19 protein-coding genes and 2 pseudogenes are annotated in these 19,530 nt (G+C 75.5%); 9 read left to right on the top strand and 12 right to left on the bottom strand.

Features of this window, described 5'->3' with window-relative positions:
• Positions 1-131 precede the first annotated feature (131 nt).
• The 3 genes from ACZ4K2_RS20500 to ACZ4K2_RS20490 all read left to right on the top strand — a co-directional run bounded on the left by ACZ4K2_RS20500 (position 132) and on the right by ACZ4K2_RS20490 (position 2,082).
• Positions 132-677: an EF-hand domain-containing protein gene (locus ACZ4K2_RS20500; protein ID WP_467475304.1), complete on the top strand. Its 546-nt coding sequence runs from the start codon at positions 132-134 to the stop codon at positions 675-677.
• A gap of 178 nt (positions 678-855) precedes the next feature.
• Positions 856-1,026 (top strand): hydrophobic protein, encoded by a 171-nt coding sequence (locus ACZ4K2_RS20495; protein WP_467475302.1) that lies wholly within the window; start codon positions 856-858, stop codon positions 1,024-1,026.
• Between the two features lie 492 nt (positions 1,027-1,518).
• Positions 1,519-2,082, top strand: coding sequence for a hypothetical protein (locus ACZ4K2_RS20490; RefSeq protein WP_467475300.1), 564 nt, complete (start codon positions 1,519-1,521; stop codon positions 2,080-2,082).
• Between the two features lie 337 nt (positions 2,083-2,419).
• On the opposite strand, the pseudogene ACZ4K2_RS20485 reads toward ACZ4K2_RS20490, so the two are convergent.
• Positions 2,420-2,545: pseudogene (locus tag ACZ4K2_RS20485) on the bottom strand (3-oxoacyl-[acyl-carrier-protein] synthase III C-terminal domain-containing protein); the annotation flags it as partial.
• Between the two features lie 69 nt (positions 2,546-2,614).
• On the opposite strand from ACZ4K2_RS20485, the gene ACZ4K2_RS20480 reads away from it, so the two are divergent.
• Positions 2,615-2,962, top strand: coding sequence for a hypothetical protein (locus ACZ4K2_RS20480; RefSeq protein ID WP_467475298.1), 348 nt, complete (start codon positions 2,615-2,617; stop codon positions 2,960-2,962).
• A gap of 23 nt (positions 2,963-2,985) precedes the next feature.
• Here ACZ4K2_RS20480 and ACZ4K2_RS20475 read toward each other — a convergent pair whose 3' ends face one another.
• From ACZ4K2_RS20475 to ACZ4K2_RS20455, 5 genes are all read right to left on the bottom strand, one after another.
• The gene (locus ACZ4K2_RS20475; protein WP_467475297.1) at positions 2,986-3,270 is read right to left on the bottom strand and encodes a hypothetical protein; all 285 of its coding nucleotides are present in this window, start codon (positions 3,268-3,270) and stop codon (positions 2,986-2,988) included.
• Positions 3,271-3,275: 5 nt separating this feature from the next.
• Positions 3,276-3,968, bottom strand: a complete 693-nt coding sequence (snpA, locus tag ACZ4K2_RS20470; RefSeq protein ID WP_467475296.1) for a snapalysin — start codon at positions 3,966-3,968, stop codon at positions 3,276-3,278.
• Between the two features lie 204 nt (positions 3,969-4,172).
• Complete coding sequence (locus ACZ4K2_RS20465) at positions 4,173-5,285, bottom strand: ABC transporter substrate-binding protein (RefSeq protein ID WP_467475294.1); 1,113 nt, start codon at positions 5,283-5,285, stop codon at positions 4,173-4,175.
• Positions 5,286-5,494: 209 nt separating this feature from the next.
• Positions 5,495-6,232 carry a class I SAM-dependent methyltransferase gene (locus ACZ4K2_RS20460; RefSeq protein ID WP_467475292.1) on the bottom strand — a complete coding sequence of 246 codons (738 nt, stop codon included), beginning with the start codon at positions 6,230-6,232 and terminating at the stop codon, positions 5,495-5,497.
• 198 nt (positions 6,233-6,430) lie between these two features.
• Positions 6,431-7,300, bottom strand: coding sequence for an alpha/beta hydrolase family protein (locus ACZ4K2_RS20455; protein WP_467475290.1), 870 nt, complete (start codon positions 7,298-7,300; stop codon positions 6,431-6,433).
• 410 nt (positions 7,301-7,710) lie between these two features.
• Between ACZ4K2_RS20455 and ACZ4K2_RS20450 the strand changes: the two genes are divergently transcribed.
• Together ACZ4K2_RS20450 and ACZ4K2_RS20445 are read left to right on the top strand one after the other, a co-directional pair.
• Positions 7,711-8,448: an SDR family oxidoreductase gene (locus tag ACZ4K2_RS20450; protein ID WP_467475288.1), complete on the top strand. Its 738-nt coding sequence runs from the start codon at positions 7,711-7,713 to the stop codon at positions 8,446-8,448.
• A gap of 1,035 nt (positions 8,449-9,483) precedes the next feature.
• Entirely contained in the window at positions 9,484-9,984 is a 501-nt protein-coding gene (locus tag ACZ4K2_RS20445; RefSeq protein ID WP_467475286.1) for a DUF3566 domain-containing protein, read from the top strand.
• Between the two features lie 20 nt (positions 9,985-10,004).
• On the opposite strand, the gene ACZ4K2_RS20440 is transcribed toward ACZ4K2_RS20445, so the two are convergent.
• The 3 genes and pseudogenes from ACZ4K2_RS20440 to ACZ4K2_RS20430 all read right to left on the bottom strand — a co-directional run bounded on the left by ACZ4K2_RS20440 (position 10,005) and on the right by ACZ4K2_RS20430 (position 13,993).
• The gene (locus tag ACZ4K2_RS20440; protein WP_467475284.1) at positions 10,005-10,415 is read right to left on the bottom strand and encodes a hypothetical protein; all 411 of its coding nucleotides are present in this window, start codon (positions 10,413-10,415) and stop codon (positions 10,005-10,007) included.
• Between the two features lie 25 nt (positions 10,416-10,440).
• Entirely contained in the window at positions 10,441-13,188 is a 2,748-nt protein-coding gene (locus ACZ4K2_RS20435; RefSeq protein WP_467475283.1) for a molybdopterin-dependent oxidoreductase, read from the bottom strand.
• Positions 13,185-13,993, bottom strand: a pseudogene (locus tag ACZ4K2_RS20430) (FAD binding domain-containing protein). Before ACZ4K2_RS20430 ends, ACZ4K2_RS20435 begins: the two are co-directional and overlap by 4 nt.
• Before the next feature lie 213 nt (positions 13,994-14,206).
• Between ACZ4K2_RS20430 and ACZ4K2_RS20425 the strand changes: the two are divergent.
• Positions 14,207-15,775, top strand: coding sequence for a helix-turn-helix domain-containing protein (locus ACZ4K2_RS20425; protein ID WP_467475627.1), 1,569 nt, complete (start codon positions 14,207-14,209; stop codon positions 15,773-15,775).
• On the opposite strand, the gene ACZ4K2_RS20420 is transcribed toward ACZ4K2_RS20425, so the two are convergent.
• From ACZ4K2_RS20420 to ACZ4K2_RS20410, 3 genes are all read right to left on the bottom strand, one after another.
• A complete protein-coding gene (locus ACZ4K2_RS20420) occupies positions 15,723-16,118 on the bottom strand; it encodes a TOBE domain-containing protein (protein WP_467475281.1) in 396 nt (131 codons plus the stop codon). The genes ACZ4K2_RS20425 and ACZ4K2_RS20420 overlap by 53 nt on opposite strands.
• A gap of 208 nt (positions 16,119-16,326) precedes the next feature.
• On the bottom strand, positions 16,327-16,698 hold the full coding sequence (locus tag ACZ4K2_RS20415; protein ID WP_467475626.1) for a VOC family protein: 372 nt from the start codon (positions 16,696-16,698) through the stop codon (positions 16,327-16,329).
• Positions 16,699-16,920: 222 nt separating this feature from the next.
• Positions 16,921-17,886: a LysR family transcriptional regulator gene (locus ACZ4K2_RS20410; protein WP_467475279.1), complete on the bottom strand. Its 966-nt coding sequence runs from the start codon at positions 17,884-17,886 to the stop codon at positions 16,921-16,923.
• A 103-nt stretch (positions 17,887-17,989) separates the two neighbouring features.
• Here ACZ4K2_RS20410 and ACZ4K2_RS20405 point away from each other — a divergent pair, with 103 nt between their 5' ends.
• Both ACZ4K2_RS20405 and ACZ4K2_RS20400 read left to right on the top strand, forming a co-directional pair.
• Positions 17,990-18,286 (top strand): YciI family protein, encoded by a 297-nt coding sequence (locus tag ACZ4K2_RS20405; protein ID WP_467475277.1) that lies wholly within the window; start codon positions 17,990-17,992, stop codon positions 18,284-18,286.
• 281 nt (positions 18,287-18,567) lie between these two features.
• Positions 18,568-19,530: a thiopeptide-type bacteriocin biosynthesis protein gene (locus ACZ4K2_RS20400; RefSeq protein WP_467475275.1), complete on the top strand. Its 963-nt coding sequence runs from the start codon at positions 18,568-18,570 to the stop codon at positions 19,528-19,530.

The following is a 19,530-nucleotide window of genomic DNA, read 5'->3' as shown; positions in this document are numbered from 1 at the left end:
CGGTCAACGGGGCGCGCGAAGCGCCGGGCGCGCGAGCGGGGGCGGGGCGCGCCCTCCCGGGCCACGAGGCGCCGTTGGGGCACGACCGGTCGCGGGCAGGATCGCCGTGCACCCGACAGGAAGGGCCGGCCGTGGCCAGTGAGTTCCAGCGCGACAAGCTCGTCAACATGTTCCGCGCGTTCGACGCCGACGACAACGGCTACCTCGACCGGCGCGACTTCCAGGCCCTCGCGGAACGCTGGAGGCGCCTGCCCCGTGTGCGACCGGGATCCGATCTGGCCGCACGCGTGGACATGGTCATGCTGGGCTGGTGGGACCTCCTCGCGGCCCACGTGGACACGGACCGGGACGGCAGGGTCGGCCTCGACGAGATACTCGCCATGGTGGACCGGCTGCCCACCATGCGCGAGGTCGTCGCCGCGACCGCCGAGACCGTGTTCGACGCCGTCGACGAGAACGGCGACGGCCGTATCTCCGCCGCCGAGCACCGGCTGCTGGTCGACACGTGGCACGGCGCGAGCGTCGACGTCGCCGATGTCTTCGACCGCCTCGACCAGGACGGGGACGGGTACCTCGGTCGTCCCGAGTTCACCGAGCTGTGGATCCGGTTCTGGATCAGCGACGACCCGGACGACCCGGGCAACCTGGTGTGCGGCCCGGTACCGACCCGCACCTGACGGCTCCGCCCGGACCCGTTCGGCCGCCGACCCGTCCTGGCGGGCCGCAGGTCTGAGACGCCTCGGAGGGGGAATCGTTCACGGCGCGCGCGTGCCCCCGACTCGCAGGAAAAAACTTGTGTTTTGTGTGCGTGTAGGGCAGAAGTAAGGGCATGCGGTGGCCAGGAGGTTGATAGAAATGGTTCCCCTGCTTCTGGTTCTTCTGCTGGCTCTGATCCTCTTCGGCGCGGGTTTCGCCCTGAAGGCGCTGTGGTGGATCGCGGTGATCGTGCTCATCGTGTGGGTGCTGGGCTTCGTCATCCGTTCCGCGGACGGTGCGGGCCGCAAGGGTCGCTGGTACCGCTGGTAGACGACACGCACCCGGGCGCGGGAAACGCCCCAGGCATGTGAGCAGGGGCCCGGCCGCCACGGCCGGGCCCCTGCTCGTGCGGGTACACGCCGGCGCCCGGTGGCCGGGAGGAACCGGGCTTGTCGGACGCACCGCAGGGTACGCGAGCGAAACAGCGGCCCCGCGGACGTCGCAGCGGAACCCTGCGCCTCCTGTCCCCGCGGGGCCGCTGCCGCCCCACCGCCATGCCGGACCTGGCCAGCCGGTGATCACCCCACGGCTCCGCCCCGTCTCCCGGGCCGGGCCACCCGACGGGCGCCGCGGGATCCGCCGTCGGTACGACTCACCCCCGCACCGGGTGGTGTCGTCCCCGGCCGAGCAGCGTGGCTGTGGGACGTTGATCCTGACCCAGGCCCGACCGACACCCAGGGACTCCCGGCATGCGACGCAGCACCACACGGAAACGCCCCGACCGGCCGGCCCCGCCGGACGACGGGCGAGGCTGACCGTCCGATGCCGCCTCGCCCCGTCCTCGCGTTCCGCGTCGTGCCCGTGGCGCTCGCCGCGCTCTGCCTTGCGGGCGGTGCGGCCGGGTGCGCGCAACGGTCCCACCACGTCGAGCTGTCCGCGGACGACACCATCAAGGCCGCGGAGCTCCACCTCACCGACGAATGCCTCACACGCCAGGGCCTGACCCCGCCGGGCACCGCTGGGCACCCCCGGAACGAGGCCGAGCGGCGGCAGGTCAGTGCGGCGCTCTTCGGCACCGGACCGGCCGAGCTGTCGCTCGCCCTGCCCACCGGCCGCCGGGTGAGCGCCCACACCGACGGCTGCCTCGCCGACGCCCAGCGCATCCTGTACGGCGACCAGCGGGCCTGGTTCCACGCCTCGACGATCGTCAAGAACCTCCGGCCCGAGGCCGTGTACCGGGGCGTGGAGATGGCGGCCGTCCGCCGCATGCACCGCACCGAACTCGCCGACTGGACCCGGATGCGCGCCCACGCGCTCGACCGGGCCCGCGACGTGCTGAACCGGTCGCTGAACCACCGCGCGGCCGGCCCGCGCGCCGAGCGCTGACCGGGACGCCGGCCGGCACCGACGGCGGCACGCACGTCCTGACGCGCCGAAGTGCCGATGCGCCGCGCGCCCCGTCCGACGGCGTCACGCAGCACCTCCTCCGCCTCGCCGGGCCGTGCCGGCAGCACCAGCGCCGACTCGTGCCGCGCGCGCCCGTACGCCTGGAGTGACGCGTCGACCGCGGCCGGGTCGTCCGGGGCCTCGGCAGGCGGGTAGGCCGGGGCCGGTGCGCAGGCGCAGCCGGCGGCGGACCGGGCGATCGAACCGAGGCAGCCGGCCCGGGCGCGGCAGCGGGGCGCATGCCCGGGGCGGCGGGCCGGTGCACGGTGGCGGGGCCTCACGGGCAGGTGACCACCTGGCCGGCCCAGGAGAGTCCGCCGCCGAAGGCGAGGAGCAAGACCGGTGCGCCGGTGGGCAGTTCACCGCGTTCGGTGAGCTTGGACAGGGCGAGCGGGACGGTGCTCGGCCCGCCGCAGGGACCGACCACCTCGGAAGCCGCTCAAATCGCTGGTGCGAGCGGATCCCGCGGGCCATGGTGATCGGTAGGGGAGCGACGACGGGACCGACCGGGAAGCGGGACGCCGTACTGGTCATGCGGGACGCGGATCTGATCACGGCGGCACTGCGCGAGGCACTGGCCGAGGCCGCGCCCGAGGAGCGCCCGGGGCGCGAACGGGCCCTCGCGCTCGCCGAGTCCACCGCCGCCGCCACCGAGGAGCTGCTGCGGGTCCGCTGGGTGCGGTCCCGGTTGTCCGCCGCCGGGTTCACCGGTGACATCTCCTCGATCGCGGCGCTGAAGGCACTGCGCCGGGCGGAGCCGCGGCTCGGTCTGCCGGCCGCCGTCCAGTCGCGGAAGGCCGCCGTGGCGCACCCGGAGTGACCCGGCGGCGGTCCCCGCGGGCGTCACGGCTTCGCGGGCCGGCTCATCGTCAGGCCGTCGGCCGGGTCGTGGGCGGGCAGTTCCGTGTGGCCCTCGGACCAGTGGTTGACCCAGCCGCAGTTCCCGCAGGCATAGCGGCCGTTCACACCGGAGACCTCCGTACCGCAGCGCCCGCAGCCCGTCGTCGTGATCTCCTGGCCGGCCAGGAAGGCCGCCGCCGCGGGCAGCGGTACGGACCGCGGGTCTGCGCCGCGGTCCGTACCGTGGGGACGGGCCGTGCCGTGGGGAGGCCGGCCCGTCGTGTGCACCGGTGTCAGCTCGCCTTGTCCAGCTGGGCCACGGCCTTGGTGAGACCGTTGACCCACAGCTGGTTGACGCGGGAGCGCTCGGCGGAGTTCGGGTACCGGTTGGTGCAGGAGGTGCCGGGGCCGCCACCCGACATCAGCTCGCTGCACGGACCGCTGTAGTGGTCCGGCAGGCCCAGCACGTGGCCGGTCTCGTGCGCGGTGACCCGGACGGAGTCGTACTGCTGGTTCTGCGCGTAGTCCAGGAAGATGTAGCCGCGGCCGTGGCCGTCCGTGGAGGCGTACGACCCGCGCGAGTCGCTGCCCTCGTAGTACGCGAAGTCGCCGGAGCCCGAGGTGGCCGCGAGCTTCACGTTCGTCACCGAGCTGTTCCAGATCGAGGCGGAGCTCGATATCTGGGAGCGGAAGCTCGGGGCCTGCGCGGGGTTGTAGTAGACGGTCACCACCTTCAGGGAGGGCTGCGCGGCCTGCCGCTTGGCGACCGACTTCAGCACGGCGTCGAAGAACGCCTTGTTGCCGGCGTTCTCGGCCGCGCCCACGTAGGCGGCGGCGGTGGTGGTGTGGGACGGGGCGGCGGTGGTGTCCTGGGCGGTCGCCGGGTTCGCGGTGCCCAGTGCGGCGGTGGCCAGACCGAGTCCGAGCGCGAGGGCCACGAGTCTCTTGGAGTTCTTCTGTCCGGTGTTCGTGCGGAACGACGCCATGGGGGAGGCTCCTTCTCGTCCTGTGGGGTTGAACGATCGGTTGCCTGTGAGTCTCGGGCAGGCCAACGGGGCTGCGGATGATGTCATTCGGGGATAGACCGAAGCTATCCCCGGCCAACAGGACCGTCCGGGGCGGAACTTGACGACGGCCCCGGCTCCGCGCGCCCGCACCCCGTCGCGCCCGGACGGCCCGGGCCCGCGCCCTCAGCCGGTGCGCAGCACGCGGAAGCGGTCGGGAGCCGCCGGGTCCCGGTCCACGACCTGTACCGGCGGCCAGGCCCACTGCCAGACGCCGATGCCCGGTGTGCGGCCGAACCGGATCCGCCCGCGGGTGCCCTCGACCGTCACGAGCGGAAAGGACGCGGCGGTACGGGCCCGGTCCGTGCCGTGGGACCGCAGCACCTCGGCGAGGACGGTGATCGTGTCGTACCCCTCGAAGGCGACGAAAGAGGGCGACTCGGCCAGCCGTTCACGCAGGGCCGCCCCGACGCGTGCGCCGAGCGGGCCGAGGCGCTCGGGCAGGTAGCGCAGGAACGGGACCGCGGCGCCGTCGTCGCCGAGCAGCCGCGCCCAGCTCCCGAACTCGGGCTGACCGGCCGGAGCGCCGATCAGGACGTGGGCGAGGCGGGGGTCGCGGCGGACGGCCCGGACGACGGGCACCGCAGGCTCCGGGTGCCCGACGAGGAGCAGGAGGGCGGTCGCCCCCGTGCCGGCCAGTCGCGCGCACACCCCGGCGGGGTCGAGCGCGCGCATGTCGAGTTCGTCGACACCGCCGCCGTGCGGAGCGAGGTGGTCGCGCAGAATGCCGGCCCCGGACGCCCAGTAGACGCTCCTGTCGGCCGCCACGGCGATGCGGCGGTGGCCCGCGCCGAGGAGGAAGTCCGCGTACAGCCGCCAGCCGTGCGACTGGGCCGGGGCGAGCCGCGCGACCCACCGACTGGGCTGTTCGGTGAGGGTGTCGAGAACCGCCGACGAGCACAGGAACGGCACGCCGACGGCATCGGCCTCGGCGGCCGCGGCGCGTGCGACGACGCTGTGGTACTCCCCGGCCACGGCGGCCACGCCCAGGCGGGCCAGTTCGTCCACCGCCGCCGCGGCCCGCCCGGGGTCGGCCGCCGTGTCCCGGACCACCAGTTCCAGCGGCCGTCCGGCGATCCCGCCGGTGTCGTTGACCTCGCCGACGGCCAGTTCGAGCCCGGCGAGCAGGTGCCGGCCCGCCTCGGTCCAGCCCGGCGGGGTCAGCGGTGCGAGGGCGCCGATCCGGACGGACGATCCGGTGGCACGCCCCGCTGCGGGCGTCGACGGCGGCGTGTTCATGCGCGGGTGTCTCCCCTGTGACGGTGCGGTCGCGGCGCGCCCGGGCCGGTGGACGGGGAGGGACGGCCGTACGCGTGCGCCTCACCCCGCCGGCGCGGGCGCACCGTGCTGATCATGCCGACATTGCACCGACCGCCGTCACCCGAGGGCAACCGGATATCCGCGCCCCGGCGACGCGGTGGGGACCGAGGACCGGGTCGGGCGGCCGGTCAGGCGTGGGTGGCCAGGATCATGTAGGGCGCGATCCGGGTCTCCGCCGCCTCCGGGGCGGTGCCGACGGGCGGGAGCACGGGCAGTTCGACGGCGGGGGAGGGGAAACCGGCATCCGTCAGCAGGGACCGGTACCGGTCGAGGGAGCGGTAGTACGTCGCGCCGCTCATCATGCTGCCGTCGTGCCGCCGCAGCAGCGTGGGCACCAGGTCGCCGTCCTCGTGCACGGCGCCCGGCTCCCCGCGGCGCAGGGTGGAGAAGGCCACGCCGGTCGCCGCCGGATTGAGGTCGGCCAGGAGGTACGGGGCGCCGGGGCGCAGCACCCGGCGGATCTCGGCGGTGAGGGCGGCCAGCCTGCCGTCGTCGGGATCGGTGCAGTACACCAGGCAGCAGACGGCGGCGTCGACGCTGCCGGTCGCGAGCCAGTCCAGGGTGCGGCCGTCGAACAGCCGGTAGGAGACCCGCGGGTGCGGGCGGTCCGAGCGGGCGATGTCCAGCATGTCCGCCGAGGGGTCCAGGGCCTGCACCGTCCACGCGTCGGTGCGGGCGAGCCGCGCCGCGACCGCGCCGGTGCCGCACCCGACGTCCAGGGCCAGACCGCCGGGCCCCGCGCCCGCCGCCAGCCGGCGCAGCACGGCGGGGAAGATCAACTGCTCGGCCAGCCGCATGTCACGGTCGCGGTAGGCGGCGGCCGCGCCAGAGGTCTCCCAGCCGATGGAACTGTCGTCGGCGGTCAAGGGCGCTGCCTCCTGCACTGAACCGGGCCCGGACGTCCGGAGCCGGGCGTTCGGCGCCAGCCTGGCAGACGGCACGGCCGGGAGCCCGGCGACGGCGCCGGATGCCCCCGGCCGCGTACCCGCACGGGCGGAAGCCGACGGGGTACCCCGGGGAGGGCGGCGCGTCGGGTCGTCGCGCGGGGCAGCCGCGCCGTGGTGTCAGCGCAGGTGCCGGCGGAAGAAGGCGGCGGCCTCCTCGCCGACCCGGACGCGGGCGCCCGGGTCGGCCGGCCGCGGCGCGAAGAAGTCGTCGTGGCGGACGCCGGGACCGGACGAACGGCCGCTCGCCGTGGGGATGTGCTCGACGTACGGCCGGGTGTCGGTGGCGTACGGGGCGACCGTGTCCGCGCCGCCCCAGCGGATCTCCACCGGCACCCGCACCGCCGCCAGGCTCTCCGGGGTCACGAACCCGCCGACGCCCGGCGCGACTTGGAAGACGGCACGTACCCGGGCGTCGGAGAAGTCCGCCCCGGCGGCATCCAGCGCCCGCCGCCAGGACTCGCCGTCGGGGTGCTTCCCGCGCAGCGCCTCCAGCACGCCGGGGAACTCCGGGATCTCCGGCAGGGCCACCGTCCCGGTCAGCACGGCCCGCAGCACACGCGGGTCGAGACGGGCCCCGGCCAGGGCCACCGAGGCGTAGGCGCCCAGGGAGAAACCCGCCGCACCCACCGGGCCGAGGGGCGCTTCCCGGCCGAGCGCGTCGAGGGCGAACGACAGGTCCCGGGGCCGCTCCCAGACGTACAGGAAGCCCTCCGGCTCGTAACCGTCGACGTGGTTGTCGCCGTGGTGGTCGAGGGCCAGGACGCGCAGGCCCGCCGCGAGCAGCGGACGCACCAGCCAGTCCATGTCCCGGCCCGAACCCCCGGTGCCGTGCGAGACCACGACCAGCGGGGCGGGTGGGGCCGGCGGGCGGTCGGGCTCCCACAGGTAGAGCCGCACCGGACGCGGGCGGCCGGGCGCCGCCAGGTCACCGCGGGACTCGTCGTGCAGGACGCGTATCAGGGGCTGTTTCCGGCCGGGGCTCGTCATGACCGCATCGTACGGCCGGCGGGGTGACGCACGGTCAGGGCGGCGTTCGGAGGCGCCCCTTGACCGGATAGGAGACGCCGGTTCACGTAGTAGGGCACGGTCAGCAAGCTCATGACGAAACTCGACAGCGGGCTGCCCACGGCGAGGACGCACCGCCGCCGTCCTCCGAGACCCGGACCGCCCTCGCCGTCTGGGTCGGTCCGTACCCGACCGTCGTCCTGCTGCCCCTCGCGCCGGCCCGGACCCCCGGCCACCGTCCGCATCTCGCACGGCTCGCGGCACCTGGCCGGCGGCCCGAGGGCGTGGACGGCGCGCGGTGTGAGCGGCTCCGCACATAGGGTCACCGGTGTCGCGGGGTCCGCGCCGGTCCCGCCGCGTCCGTCACCAGGGAAGCACCGAGGGGAGACACCATGAAGATCGTCGTCATCGGCGGTACGGGACTCATCGGCTCACAGGTGGTCGCGCTGGTGCGTGACCGCGGGCACCAAGCCGTGGCGGCCTCGCCCTCCACGGGCGTCGACACCCTCAGCGGACAGGGCCTCGCCGAGGCACTGGACGGCGCGGACGTGGTCGTCGACGTGTCGAACTCCCCGTCCTTCGACACCGAGCCGGCGCTGGACTTCTTCACCCGGTCGGCGCAGCACCTGACCGAGGCCGAGAAGACGGCGGGCGTACGGCACCACGTCACGCTCTCCATCGTCGGGGTGGACCGGGTGCCCGACTACGGCTACTACCGGGCCAAGGTCGCCCAGGAGCAGGCCGTGCGCGACGGCGGTGTGCCGTACAGCATCGTGCGCGCCACGCAGTTCTTCGAGTTCGTCGGCCCGGTGATGGACATGTCCACCGCGGACGGGCAGGTGCGCCTGCCGCCCACCCGGCTGCGCCCGATCGCGTCGGCCGACGTCGCCGCCGCCGTCACCGACGCGGCGCTCGGTGAGCCGTCGTACGGCGTGCGCGACATCGCCGGTCCCGAGATCCACCGGCTCGACCGGCTCGGCGAGATCACCCTGGAGGCGCGGCCGGACGGCCGGACCGTCGTCACCGACGAGACCGCGGGCCTCTTCGCGGGCATGCCGGACGTCCTCACCGGCGGCGAGGACGTACACGTGGCGGCCACCCGCTACGAGGACTGGCTGGCGCGCGGCTGATCACGGCGCCCGGCGGGCCCGTCCACGCCACGGTGCCCGGCGAGCCGTCCCGCCACCCGTTCGTACGCCCTCAGCCTGCCGGGGCCGGCCCCCGGTGGAGCCCGCCGGCACCGTCCGGTCCAGGCCGCCGCGCCCTCGTCCTCCACGGGCGGGTCGGGCCGTCCGCCGGCCTCGGTGACGCCCGCCCCGGTACGCGGCAGGACCTCGTGCAGGTGCCGCGCCGAGCGCCCGGCGCCCGGCGGAGTGCCGTGCACGGTCGCGCGCCGCGCACCTGCCCCGCTCGGCGCCTCCCGGGGCCCGTGCCGGTGCCCACCGGCTCCGGCAGCCGCGGGCTCGCGTACGTCCTCGGATTCCTCGTCAGGCGCCGCGGCCGGGTCCGGGCGCCGGGGTCCTGGTCCGCGTGGCCGTCCGCGCCGCCGTCCGGACCGGGCTCGGCCGGCTCGGCGGTCCGGGGCGCGCCCGCCCTCCGCCGGCCACTGCTCGGCGCGTGCGTCGCTCACCGCCCGGACGTCCGCTGGCGCGCCACCTCCCCGGCGCCGCTCGCGGTGCACGGTCGTACGCGGGTGGATACCGTCGGTTCTCGGACCAGCAGGCCCCAGAGGCCGCCTGGCGGCCGACGAGGCCCGTGCGTCGGTCGGGGCATCGCCGAGTCGCCAGGGGCCAGTCAGGGAGACAGGCATGAGCCGAGCCAAGCGCAGGCCCCCCGGCACCCCGAACGAGGGGGCGACACCCGAGCAGGACGGTGGCTCCGGCTCGGCCGCGGCGGCGGGGGCCGCCGGACCCGGGCGAATACCTCCGCCCGACGCCTGCCCGGCGGCCGGGCAGCCCGCCGGCGGACCGGCGGGGCCCGCACCGGGGCACTCCGTCCGCCCCGGGCCCGCATGGGGCCCCGTTCACCCGTTCAGACCCACCGGGGTCGGCCGGCCCGCCCCGGCCCACGTGCTCCCGGGCCGTCCCGCACCGCGCGGTGGCCCGCCCGGACCGGGACGGCGGACGATCCGGCTGCGGCTGGCGGAGGCGGACCCCTGGTCGGTGATGGTGACGAGTTCCCTGGTCCTCGGGGGCCTCGGCGTGATCGCGGTCGTCACGGCCTGCGTGGCCTGGGCCCTGCTCCAGGCCATGGCCCCCGGCACGGTGCCCAATCTGACCACCGTCCTGGTCATCGCGGTCGGCGTCGTCAGCCTGGAGGTCATCCTGGGTACCTGCCTGGCCACGCTGGGCGCCTTCCTCTACAACGTGTCGGCGCAGTACAGCGGCGGTGTCGAGATCTCCCTGACCGGCGGACCGGCCGCCCCGGCCCCGACGCTCCCCGCCCCCGCCCAGGCCCTCGTCCTCCTCACCCGCGCCCGTGCCCGCGTCCGCCGCTACCTGCGTGCCCGCCGGCTCCGCGCGCCAGGCGCCGCACGGCGCCCGCTCGACGGGCGCGGCGCCGCCGCCCGGCCCGCGGACGGCCGGGCCGCGCGGACCCGGCCGGAGAGCGGCGGGCCGGCCGGCCCGGGGGAGGGCGCCGCGGAGGGGGTGTCCGACACGGCCTGACCCCCGCGGGCCCGGCGCGGTCACGCCAGGTTCAGCGGCCCGGCGTACGACCCGCCGGGGCCCCGGCCCTCGCCGACCAGCCGGATCTCCAGGCTCCGGTGCGCCCGCCAGCCCCCGTGGACCGAGCGCCGCGGTGGTTGGCCGTTGCCCGGGCAGCGGAAGGAAGCCTCGTGCGCGGGACGGACATGCGCGGGCTGGGTGTGCGTGGAGCGGGTGTGCGCGGTCCCGCCCGCGCCGACCAGGCGGCCGGCGTGCCACCCGGCCGGCGTCCGGCGCACCGCGGCGGCGACGTCCCGGATCGCGGCGTGCGGGCGCCCGCCGGTGCTGCCGGAATCCGCGTGGACCGCCTGCCGGCCCGCGGTGAACACCGTCCCGAGATCCTCGACGAGGCGGCGCCCACCGAGGCCGTCGCCGAGGGCGGGCGTGCGCACGACGTGCCGCTCGCACCCGCCCGGTTCACGCGGGGTCGCGCACGCCCCGGTCCGTCACCCCCGCGTCGCGCAGCGCCCGCCACACCCGGTCCCGGGTGAAGGGCGGTTCGGTGAAGCGGATCCCGGTCGCGTCCCGCAGGGCGTTGGCGAAGGCGGGGGCGACCGGGTTGAACGGGCTCTCGCTCATCGACTTGGCGCCCAGCGGCCCGATCGCGTCGGCGGTCTCCATGAAGTGCACCTCGGTGCGCGGGACATCGGCGTACTGGGGGAGCCGGTAGCGGCGGAAGGCGGCCGTCTCCACCTCGCCGCGCGCGTCGATGCGGACGTTCTCGAAGAGCGTGGAGCCGAGCGCCTGCGCGACCCCGCCCTCCACCTGGCCCCTGCACTGCATCGGGTTCATCACCTTGCCCGCGTCGGCGGCGTGCACGCTGCGCAGGATGCGGATCTCCCCGGTGCCGGGATCGACGGCCAGCCGGAACCACTGGGCGTTGAAGGCGACCGAGCGCGGGGTGCCGCCGAAGGTGCCGTCGGCGGTGACCTCCGCACCGACCGCGCGGGCCGCCGCGTACAGCTCCTTCAGCGGCAGCCGCCCGCCGGGGTACAGCACGGCCTCGTCCGTGAGCCGGCAGTCCGCGCGCTCCACGCGCAACCGGGCGGCCGCGAGGTCGAGGATCATGTCGGCCAGGGCCCGGGCGGCGCGCAGGGTGGCCTTGCCCGCGACCACGGTGCCGGTGGAGGCGAACGCGCCGGTGTCGTGGCGTACGACGTCCGTGTCGGACTGCCGGATGGTGATCCGGTCGACGGTGGTGGCGAGTTCCCCGGCCGCTATCTGTTTGTGCACGGTGGTCGTGCCGTTCCCGAACTCCGCGGTGCCGACGGCCAGGCCGAAGGTGCCGTCGGGCAGCAGGGTGGCCTTGGCGTCGGCGATGTGGCCGCCGGGCGGACCGGTGGCGATCATCGCGAGCGCGGCGCCCTCGCCGACCAGCCACCCCGGCGGGGCGGGCCGGCCGGCCCCGGTCTCGGCCTGCGCCCGGCGGACGATGCCGATGCACTGGTCGAGACCGTAGCTCGCGATGTGCAGGTCCTCCTCCTGCCCGCCCGGGGTGACCATCGGCTCGTCCGCCGCAATGACGTTGCGGGCCTTGAACTCCAGTGGATCGAGGCCGAGTTCACGGGCCAGTTCGTCGAACGCGGACTCCACGGCGAACATCACCTGCCCCAGCCCGTAACCGCGGAAGGCACCCGCCGGGACGGTGTGCGTGTACACCGAGTAGGCGTCGACCTGCTTGTTCGGCACGCGGTAGATCGCCATGGACTCGCCGACGCTGTGGAACATCACCGCCGGACCGTGGTTGCCGTAGGCGCCCGTGTTCGCCACCACGCGCAACCGGAGGGCGGTCAGGGTGCCGTCACGGCGGGCGCCCGCCTTCAGGTGGACGGTGAAGGGGTGCCGGGTGGTGGCGCCGTAGAACTGCTCCGCGCGGGTGTACTCCAGCTTCACCGGGCGGCGCAGCTTCAGCACGGCGAGGACGACGATGTCCTCCACCAGCATCTCCTGCTTGCCGCCGAACCCGCCGCCGACCCGGCCCGCGACCACGCGGACCTGTTCCCGCGGCAGGTCGTACAGGGCGCACAGCGCGCGGCGGGTGAGGAACGGCGTCTGGGAGCTGGTGCGCACGGTGAGGCGGCCGTCCTCGTCGAACCAGGCGACGGCGCCGTGCGTCTCCAGGCTGGCGTGCTGCCCGCGCTGGGTGCGGTAGGTGCCCTCGTGGACGACGTAGGCGGCGGCGAACCCGGCCTCGATGTCGCCGATCTCGCCGTGCGCCTCGCCGACCACGTTGCTCTCCGGACGGGATATCCGATGGGACTTCGCGTCCTTCTCGTGCACGACGGGCGCGCCCGGCCGCATCGCCTCCTCGGGGTCGAGCACGGCGGGCAGCACCTCGTACGTCACCTCGATGCGCCGGCAGCCCTCCTCCGCGGCGCCCTCGGTGTCCGCGACGACGGCCGCGACGCGCTGGCCGATGTAGCGGACCCGGTCGTCCAGGACCCGGGTGTCGTCCGGGTCCTCCTCGGGGTGCTCGTGCCGGGCCGTGGAGAAGTGCCGCTCCGGGGCGTCGTGGTGGGTGAGGACGGCGTGCACACCGGGCACGCGCAGCGCCGCCGAGGTGTCGATCGCCACGATGCGCGCGTGGGCGTGCGGGGAGCGCAGCAGCTTCATGTGCAGCAGCCCCGGCACGTCGATGTCGAAGGTGTAGCGGGCCGTGCCCGTGACGACCTGCGGCCCGGCCGGGGCCGGCAGGCTGCGGCCCACGGACTCGCCGGGCGCGGGCTCCTCGGTGTTCTTCAGCCCGCGTACGGCGTCCTCGATGGCCCGGTAACCGGTGCACCGGCACAGGTTGCCCTTGAACGCCCGCGGCAGGTCGGCCAGTTTGTCCTCGTCGAGCGCGGCCGTCGTCATCAGGAAACCGGCCGTGCAGAACCCGCACTGGAAGCCCTGGGCGTCCAGGAACCGCTGCTGCACGGGGTGCAGGTCGCCCTCGGGCGAGGCCAGGCCCTCGACGGTGGTGACCGTGCGGCCGTCGGCGCGGAAGGCCGGGTACAGGCAGCTGTGCACCGGCTCGCCGTCGACGTGCACCGTGCAGGCCCCGCAGTCGCCCTGGTCGCAGCCCTTCTTCACGCCGAACCAGCCGCGGTCGCGCAGATAGGTGCGCAGGCACTGGCCGGGGCGCGGCTCCTCCTCGTGGGACCGCCCGTTGACCTCGACCTTCATCGTGCCTCCTGCGCCAGCTCGCGGCGGATCTCCTCCGCGTAACGGAAGGTCATGTGCCGCCGCCACTCCGGCAGCCCGTGGATGTCGTCGAACCACTCGTCGTCCGCGACGGCCGAGCCGATCGCCGCCCGCAGCGTCCCGGCGGCCGGCGGCAGCGGGAACCACAGCCGCACCGGCCGCACCGTCGAAGCGGTGATGGTCACGGCGAGCGAGCCGTCCACCGGATCCAGCGCGCCGATGACCAGCACACCGGAACGCCCCAGCCCGTACAGCGACGCCTGCCGGAACGCCGTGCGGCAGGCCAGCGCGCGGGCGGGCAGGGTGACCGACCGCAGCAACTCGCCCTCCGTCAGCACCTTGCGGCCCGCTCCGGTGACGAAGTCGGCCACCCGGACCCGGCGCCGGGCGCAGTCCTGCCCTCCCCGTCGAGGGCGGCCGTCAGCGAGATCATCGGGCCGGCGGGCAGGCCGTTGCAGAGGTTCCCGCCGAGGGTCGCCATGTTCCAGATCTTGAAGGAGGCGAGGAACGCCCGGCAGCACTGCTCGAACAGCGGCGCCGCCTCGGCCGCCAGCCCCTTCGCGAACGCGGACAGCTCGGCGATGGTGCAGGTGGCCGCGATCTCCAGGGAGCCGTCGGGGTGCCGCCGCACCGGTGTCCAGCCGGTGCGGCCGAGGTCGATCAGACGGCGCAGGTGCGGCTGCGGCTCCGAGAACAGATACGTGCCGCCGCCCAGCCAGGCATCGCCGGGCCGCCAGGGTGCCGGGCGCCGCGCGTCCCGGATCTCCACCACCGTGTTCAGGTCCATGTCCGCCAGTGAAGCAACGGGAACCGGCCGAAACGACTGGTGCGCCCTACGGAAACGACGAGCTGCCCGGCCCGGTGATTGGTGAATCAACCAAGAGGCATACCGCTCCTCCAGACCTGCACTTACGATGCGATGACTGGCATGCACCTGGTGAATGTGAGATGCCGGGTGTCAGGTACCGCAGCCCGGCAGGCGTACGAGGAGCCGGAGCACATGCACGTCGAACACCTCCTTCGGGACGAGTCCCTCGGCCTCCGCCTGCTCTGGGCCGAGGACGCGCTGCTGAGGCGGGAGATCAGCGGCGTCACCGTCACCGACCTGGAGGACCCCGCCCGTTTCGTCCGCCCGGACGAGGTCGTCCTCAGCGGGCTCGTCTGGTGGAGCGCGGACGGGGGCAGGGACAAGGCCGAACGCTTCGTCGCCGGACTGAAGGACGCGGGCGCCGCCGCGCTGCTCGCCGGCGAGGAGACCCACGGTTCGGTGCCCGACGCCCTGGTCGAGGCGTGCGTACGGCACGCGGTCCCGGTCGCGGGAGTACCGGCCCACGTGATGTTCCGGGCCATCACGGACGCCGTGTACCTGAGGCAGTGGGGCGGGCTGAGCCGCCACCACGCGCTGCCGGAGCACGCGCGCGTGCGGCTGAGCCGGCTGGTCGCGCAGGAAGCCGATCCGGCCCTGGTCCTCGCCACCGCTTTCGCGCACCTCGACGCGGCCCAGGCCTACGTCCTGACACCGGCGGGCCGCACCGTCGCGGCGACACCGGGCGCCGTCCCGCTCCCGGCGGCGCGGGCGGCGGCCCTGGCCGGGGGCGACGGTGGGGCGACCGTCGCCGTGGAGGCGGAGGCGGCCACCCCGTACGAACGCTGGTGGCTGCACCTGCCGGACGAGACGGCCGCGCCGCCCCGGCTGCTCCACGAGATCGCCGTCTTCCTGGGCCGCTGCCAGGAGACGCTGGCCCGCCGCCGGGCCGCCGGCCGCCCCGCGGCGGACGAACTCGGCCGGGTCCTCACCGATCCCGGCGCCGGAGACCTGCCGGACGCGGTGCGGGCCTGCGGCCTGCCGCCGGCCGGCCCGTACCGCGTGGTCGTGGCCGCCACCGGCGCCCGGCACGCGGAACTGGCGCCCGGTGCCCTCACGGAGCTGATCGCGCACACCGGCCCGGCGTTCTCCGCCGTGGGCGCCCTGCCCGACGGCACCGCGTTCGCCGTGGTGCCCGAGGAGGCCGCCGCGGCCCTGGCGGCACTCTGGCCCCTGGTGGCCGCCGGGGAGCGGGACGTCCTGCTGCACGGCGGGCTCGGCTCGCCGGCCGCGGAGGCGGACGGGCTGCCGGGATCCCTCGCCGAGGCCCGGTACGCCCTCAGCTGCGCCCGCGAGAGCCGGCCGGACACGTCCGCACCGGCCGACGCCACGGACCTGACCACGCTGGACGCCCTGCTGACCGGGATCCCGGCCGAGGTCCGCGCCGCCTACAGCCGTACCGTCCTCGGCCCGCTGTTCGACTCCGCGAACGCCTCCACCGCCGCGCTGCTGACCACCCTGGAGGTGTTCCTCGCCCACGACGGCTCCTGGGCCCGTACGGCCGAGGCGCTGCACCTGCACGTCAACACGGTCCACTACCGGATCCAGCGCGTCGAGCGGCTCACCGGCCGCGACCTGTCCCGGCTCCGGGACCGCCTCGACCTCCGGGCGGCGCTGCTGTGCCGCCCGGCGACGCCCGGCGCCCGGCCCGCTACGACCGCCCGACCCGTACGTCCGTCGACTTCACCCGTGCCACGACCGTGACCCCGACCGCCAGCCCCAGCTCGTCCACCGCCTCCCGGGTCACCAGGGACACGACCTGGTGCGGACCGGCCTGGATCCGCACCCGGGCCACGACGTCGTCCACGGCCAGCGCCGTGACGATCCCGGTGAACGCGTTGCGCACGGACGTCGGGGACCCGGCCGCCCCGTCCGCGTCGCCGGCCGCCCGCGCCCGTACGAGCCGGGCGAGGCCCACACCGTCGATGACCCGGTTGCCCGAGCCGTCCCGCCCCATCGGCAGCCGTCCCGCGTCCGCCCACCGGCGGACGGTCTCCGGGCTCACCCTCAGCAGGCGCGCGGCCTGGCCAATGCTGTACGTCGGCACCGTAGAACACTAGCCGTCCGGTTCCGGCGCGTGGCGCCCGCGGACGGGTGGTGCGGATGCCCCCGGCCGTCACGCGCTGGGTGTACGGGGTGCGTCGGGTCACCGGGGCGCGTCCGGCACCGGCGGGCCGCCGTGCGCCGGGGCCTGCCGGGCGGGCCGTCGTGCGCCGGGACGTCAGTGGCCCGCCCGGCGCACGCACCCCGAGCGGTCAGCGCACCGTGATGCAGAAGGGGTGCCCGACCGGATCGGTGAGCACCCGTGCCCGGTCCCCGTGCGGCTGGTGATCCGGCTTGCCCGCCCCCAGCTCCAGCAGCCGCGCCTCGGCCCCGGCCAGGTCCCCGCCGACCCGGAAGCAGAGGTGGAGCTGCTGGGGAACGATCTGGCCGGGCCAGCTCGGCGCCCGGTAGTCGTCGACCCGCTGGAAGCCGATGAAGAGTCCGTGCTCGCCTTCGAGGCCCGCGAAGTCGGCGTCCGATCCCGGATGCGGTGCGAGGCCGGTGGCCTGCCGGCAGAACTCCGCCAGGGCCGGGGGATCGGGGCAGTCGAGCGTGATCGCGACCAACTGCATCTGCGGGGCCATGATGTCTCCGGGGTGCTCGCCGACGTCGTCGACGGCCACCCTAGAGGCGGCCGGGCGCCCTCGGCCCCGGCTTTTCCTCCCGGGACGGGACGGTCCCCGCTTCTCGCGGCCGGCGTGTGCCGCCCCCGCTTCCGTGCGGCGCACGCCGGCTCGCATGCCGGACGGCCGGCGCGGCGGACGGTGCCCCGGGAGGCGGCGCCCGGCAGGGCCATGTTCCGCCCGTCAGGGCCCTGTTCGGGACACCGGGGGCCGGTCGGGCTCGCCCGACGATGGGTGCCCCTGTCCGGACCCGGTCGTCGGCCCGGTGTCCGTCTCCGGGCCCCGGTCCGCGTCCCGCAGGAGACGGCCCCAGGACGTGCGGGCGGCCGCGGCCAGGAGCAGGCGTTCGCGCGGCGGCTCAGGTCCGACCGGACGCCACACGAGGTCCGGGTCGCCCTCCGCGCTGCTCGGCGTCCGCAGCGCGACCAGGTCGTCCGCCCCGATGAGCCGGTGCCGGAACAGCGTGTGGCCGCCGTGGTCCTCCGGAACGGCCCGGGGGATCCAGCCCCGCTCGCGCAGGTGGGCCAGCACGGCGGCCGCGTAACCCGGGGCGCGCTCCGACGGGAACCACAGCAACCGCTGCCCCGTGAGGTCCGGCCAGGTCAGGTGGTCCCGGCGGGCGAGCGGATGGCGCCCGTGCAGGACGAGGCCCAGCGGTTCGTCGTTGACCGTGCGCACCTCCAGGCCCGAGGTGTCCACGGGAGCGCGCAGGATGCCGAGGTCCAGCGTTCCGGCCCGCAGCAGATCGCCCTGCTGCCGGGTGTCGGCCTGCTGGTAGGAGACCCTCGGCCGGCCGCCGTCCGTGACGATCCGCTCCGCACGGGCCAGGACGGACCGCGCCACCCCACGGCACACCCCGACCGTGACCGGCACGGCCGCGCCGCGCGCCGCCGCGACGGACGAACTCAGCACGCCCAGCGCCCGGTCGACGCCCTCCAGCAGCAGACGGCCGCCCTCCGTCAGCTCCATGCCGTGCGGCAGCCGCCTGAACAGCGAGACGCCGACGCGCCGTTCCAGCAGCCGGATCTGCTGGCTGAGACTGGGCTGGGCGATGCGCAGGCGCCTGGCCGCCTCGGTGACGGTGCCGGCCTCGGCGACGGCGGCGAAGTACCGCAGGTGGCGCAGCTCGACGCCCGGAATCCCGTCCATGCCCGGTTCACCGGCTCCCGGCTGCGCTCATAGGCCTCAGCCTATAGCCCCGGCCAGGAACCGGTCTTGGCGCTCCCGGCCCCGCCCGGCCTTCACTGGAGCCATGTTCGTGATCGTGTTCAGATACCGCGCACCGCTGGAGACCATCGACGCGCTCAAGGAAGCCCACTACTCCCATCCGCACGGCGTCTTCGGCCGGGGGCTGGCACGTCTCGCGGGCCCTCTGGAGCCCCGGACCGGCGGACTCGTCATCGCGGAGGGCGAACGGGCGGCGATCGAGGCCGCCGTCGCCTCCGACCCGTTCGTCGGCAGCGGTGCCGCCACTGCCGAGATCATGGAGTTCCACCCGGTCTGGACGCCCGAGGGCACGGCCGCCGTGCCGCCGCGGCCGTCGCCCTGAACCCGAAGGAATGCCATGTCCCTTCCGGTCTTCCCGCCCTTCGTCGTCGTGGCGGGCGACGACCCGTGGTGGGAGGGCTGACCGGGCGGCCCTCGGGGACGGCGACGGGGCGCGCGGCACCGCTCGGCACCGGGGAGGGAAGGTGCGCCTCCGGCGCGTGCCCACTCACGTGTACACCGGGCGCAACTCTGTTCATCATATGAAGATTTGTCTTCCGTTTTTCGGAAGGACGGAATTGCGGAACTCCGAGGGTGAGGCGGTATTCACGAGGAGGCCCGATCATGCTGGAGGTCGAACGCTTACTGGCCGACTGTCTCCGGGACGCGCGGAGCGGGCCGTCCGGATCCGTACCCGTCGACCCGGCGGGCCCCGGCTACGCGGCCGCGCGCCGCACCTTCCTGACGGCGGGACTGTCCGCGCTCCGCGAGGACCTGCCGGAGACCGGCTGGATCCAGCTCAACCTCGCCCCGGCCCCGGCCGCTTGGCAGCGGACGTACGGCGCCGTCGCGGACTCGGCCCGTGAACTGATCGCCTCCGGCGCCGCGCACTCCTTCTTCTTCATGCACAAGCCGCCGGGACTGCGCGTCCGCTTCCGGGCCGCCGGCCCCGACGCCGAACCCCTGCGGGCGGAACTGACCCGCCGCTTCCGCGCACTCGACGGGCAACTCCCCGCGCCGGCCCACGGCGTGTACGAACCGGAGACCTATCTCTTCGGCGGCCCCGAGTCGATGCGCCACGTGCACGAGCTGTTCACGCTGGACTCGCTGGCCTGGCTGGACCACCACACCGCGGCCGCGGGGGACGGCGGCCCCGCACGGCCCGCGGACTGGCGGCTGTCCCTCGTCCTGCTCGGCGACCTCCTCGCCGGTCTGGGCGTCGTCGGGTGGGAGCACCGCGGGGTCTGGCAGGTGGTGCGGGACGACACCGGCCGCAGGCTGGCCGAGGATCTCGACGACGACGGCCGCCGGGCCGCCGCCGGCATCCTCGCCGCCTGGCACACCGGACGCCCCGCCCTGCTCGACGGCGTCCCGGCACGGCGGCGGGCGGCCGTGGAGGCGCACGGGGACGCGGTGCGCGGCGCCGCCGAGCGCTGGCGCGCCGGGTACTTCGAGTCCGGCGCGGCGGTGATCGGCCCGCGCCGTGCCGCCGCCCACCACGTCGTCTTCCACTGGAACCGGGGACGGCTCTCCCCGGCCCGGCAGAGCCTGCTCACCCACGCGCTGCTCGCCGAGGGGAGGGCGTGA

This window comes from Streptomyces sp. NPDC025833 (assembly GCF_055558055.1).
The sequence above is the reverse complement of the archived record's forward strand: the minus strand, read 5'-3'. Positions and strand labels throughout refer to the sequence as shown.

Excerpts from the sequence above, each read along its gene's own strand:
- ACZ4K2_RS20425 (WP_467475627.1), top strand. The coding sequence starts at position 14,207 with ATGCACGTCGAACACCTCCTTCGGGACGAGTCCCTCGGCCTCCGCCTG.
- ACZ4K2_RS20410 (WP_467475279.1), bottom strand. The coding sequence starts at position 17,886 with ATGGACGGGATTCCGGGCGTCGAGCTGCGCCACCTGCGGTACTTCGCC.
- ACZ4K2_RS20405 (WP_467475277.1), top strand. The coding sequence starts at position 17,990 with ATGTTCGTGATCGTGTTCAGATACCGCGCACCGCTGGAGACCATCGAC.
- ACZ4K2_RS20445 (WP_467475286.1), top strand. The coding sequence starts at position 9,484 with ATGGTGACGAGTTCCCTGGTCCTCGGGGGCCTCGGCGTGATCGCGGTC.
- ACZ4K2_RS20495 (WP_467475302.1), top strand. The coding sequence starts at position 856 with ATGGTTCCCCTGCTTCTGGTTCTTCTGCTGGCTCTGATCCTCTTCGGC.
- ACZ4K2_RS20490 (WP_467475300.1), top strand. The coding sequence starts at position 1,519 with ATGCCGCCTCGCCCCGTCCTCGCGTTCCGCGTCGTGCCCGTGGCGCTC.
- ACZ4K2_RS20400 (WP_467475275.1), top strand. The coding sequence starts at position 18,568 with ATGCTGGAGGTCGAACGCTTACTGGCCGACTGTCTCCGGGACGCGCGG.
- ACZ4K2_RS20435 (WP_467475283.1), bottom strand. The coding sequence starts at position 13,188 with ATGAAGGTCGAGGTCAACGGGCGGTCCCACGAGGAGGAGCCGCGCCCC.
- ACZ4K2_RS20465 (WP_467475294.1), bottom strand. The coding sequence starts at position 5,285 with ATGAACACGCCGCCGTCGACGCCCGCAGCGGGGCGTGCCACCGGATCG.
- ACZ4K2_RS20480 (WP_467475298.1), top strand. The coding sequence starts at position 2,615 with ATGGTGATCGGTAGGGGAGCGACGACGGGACCGACCGGGAAGCGGGAC.
- ACZ4K2_RS20455 (WP_467475290.1), bottom strand. The coding sequence starts at position 7,300 with ATGACGAGCCCCGGCCGGAAACAGCCCCTGATACGCGTCCTGCACGAC.
- snpA (WP_467475296.1), bottom strand. The coding sequence starts at position 3,968 with ATGGCGTCGTTCCGCACGAACACCGGACAGAAGAACTCCAAGAGACTC.
- ACZ4K2_RS20450 (WP_467475288.1), top strand. The coding sequence starts at position 7,711 with ATGAAGATCGTCGTCATCGGCGGTACGGGACTCATCGGCTCACAGGTG.
- ACZ4K2_RS20415 (WP_467475626.1), bottom strand. The coding sequence starts at position 16,698 with ATGGCCCCGCAGATGCAGTTGGTCGCGATCACGCTCGACTGCCCCGAT.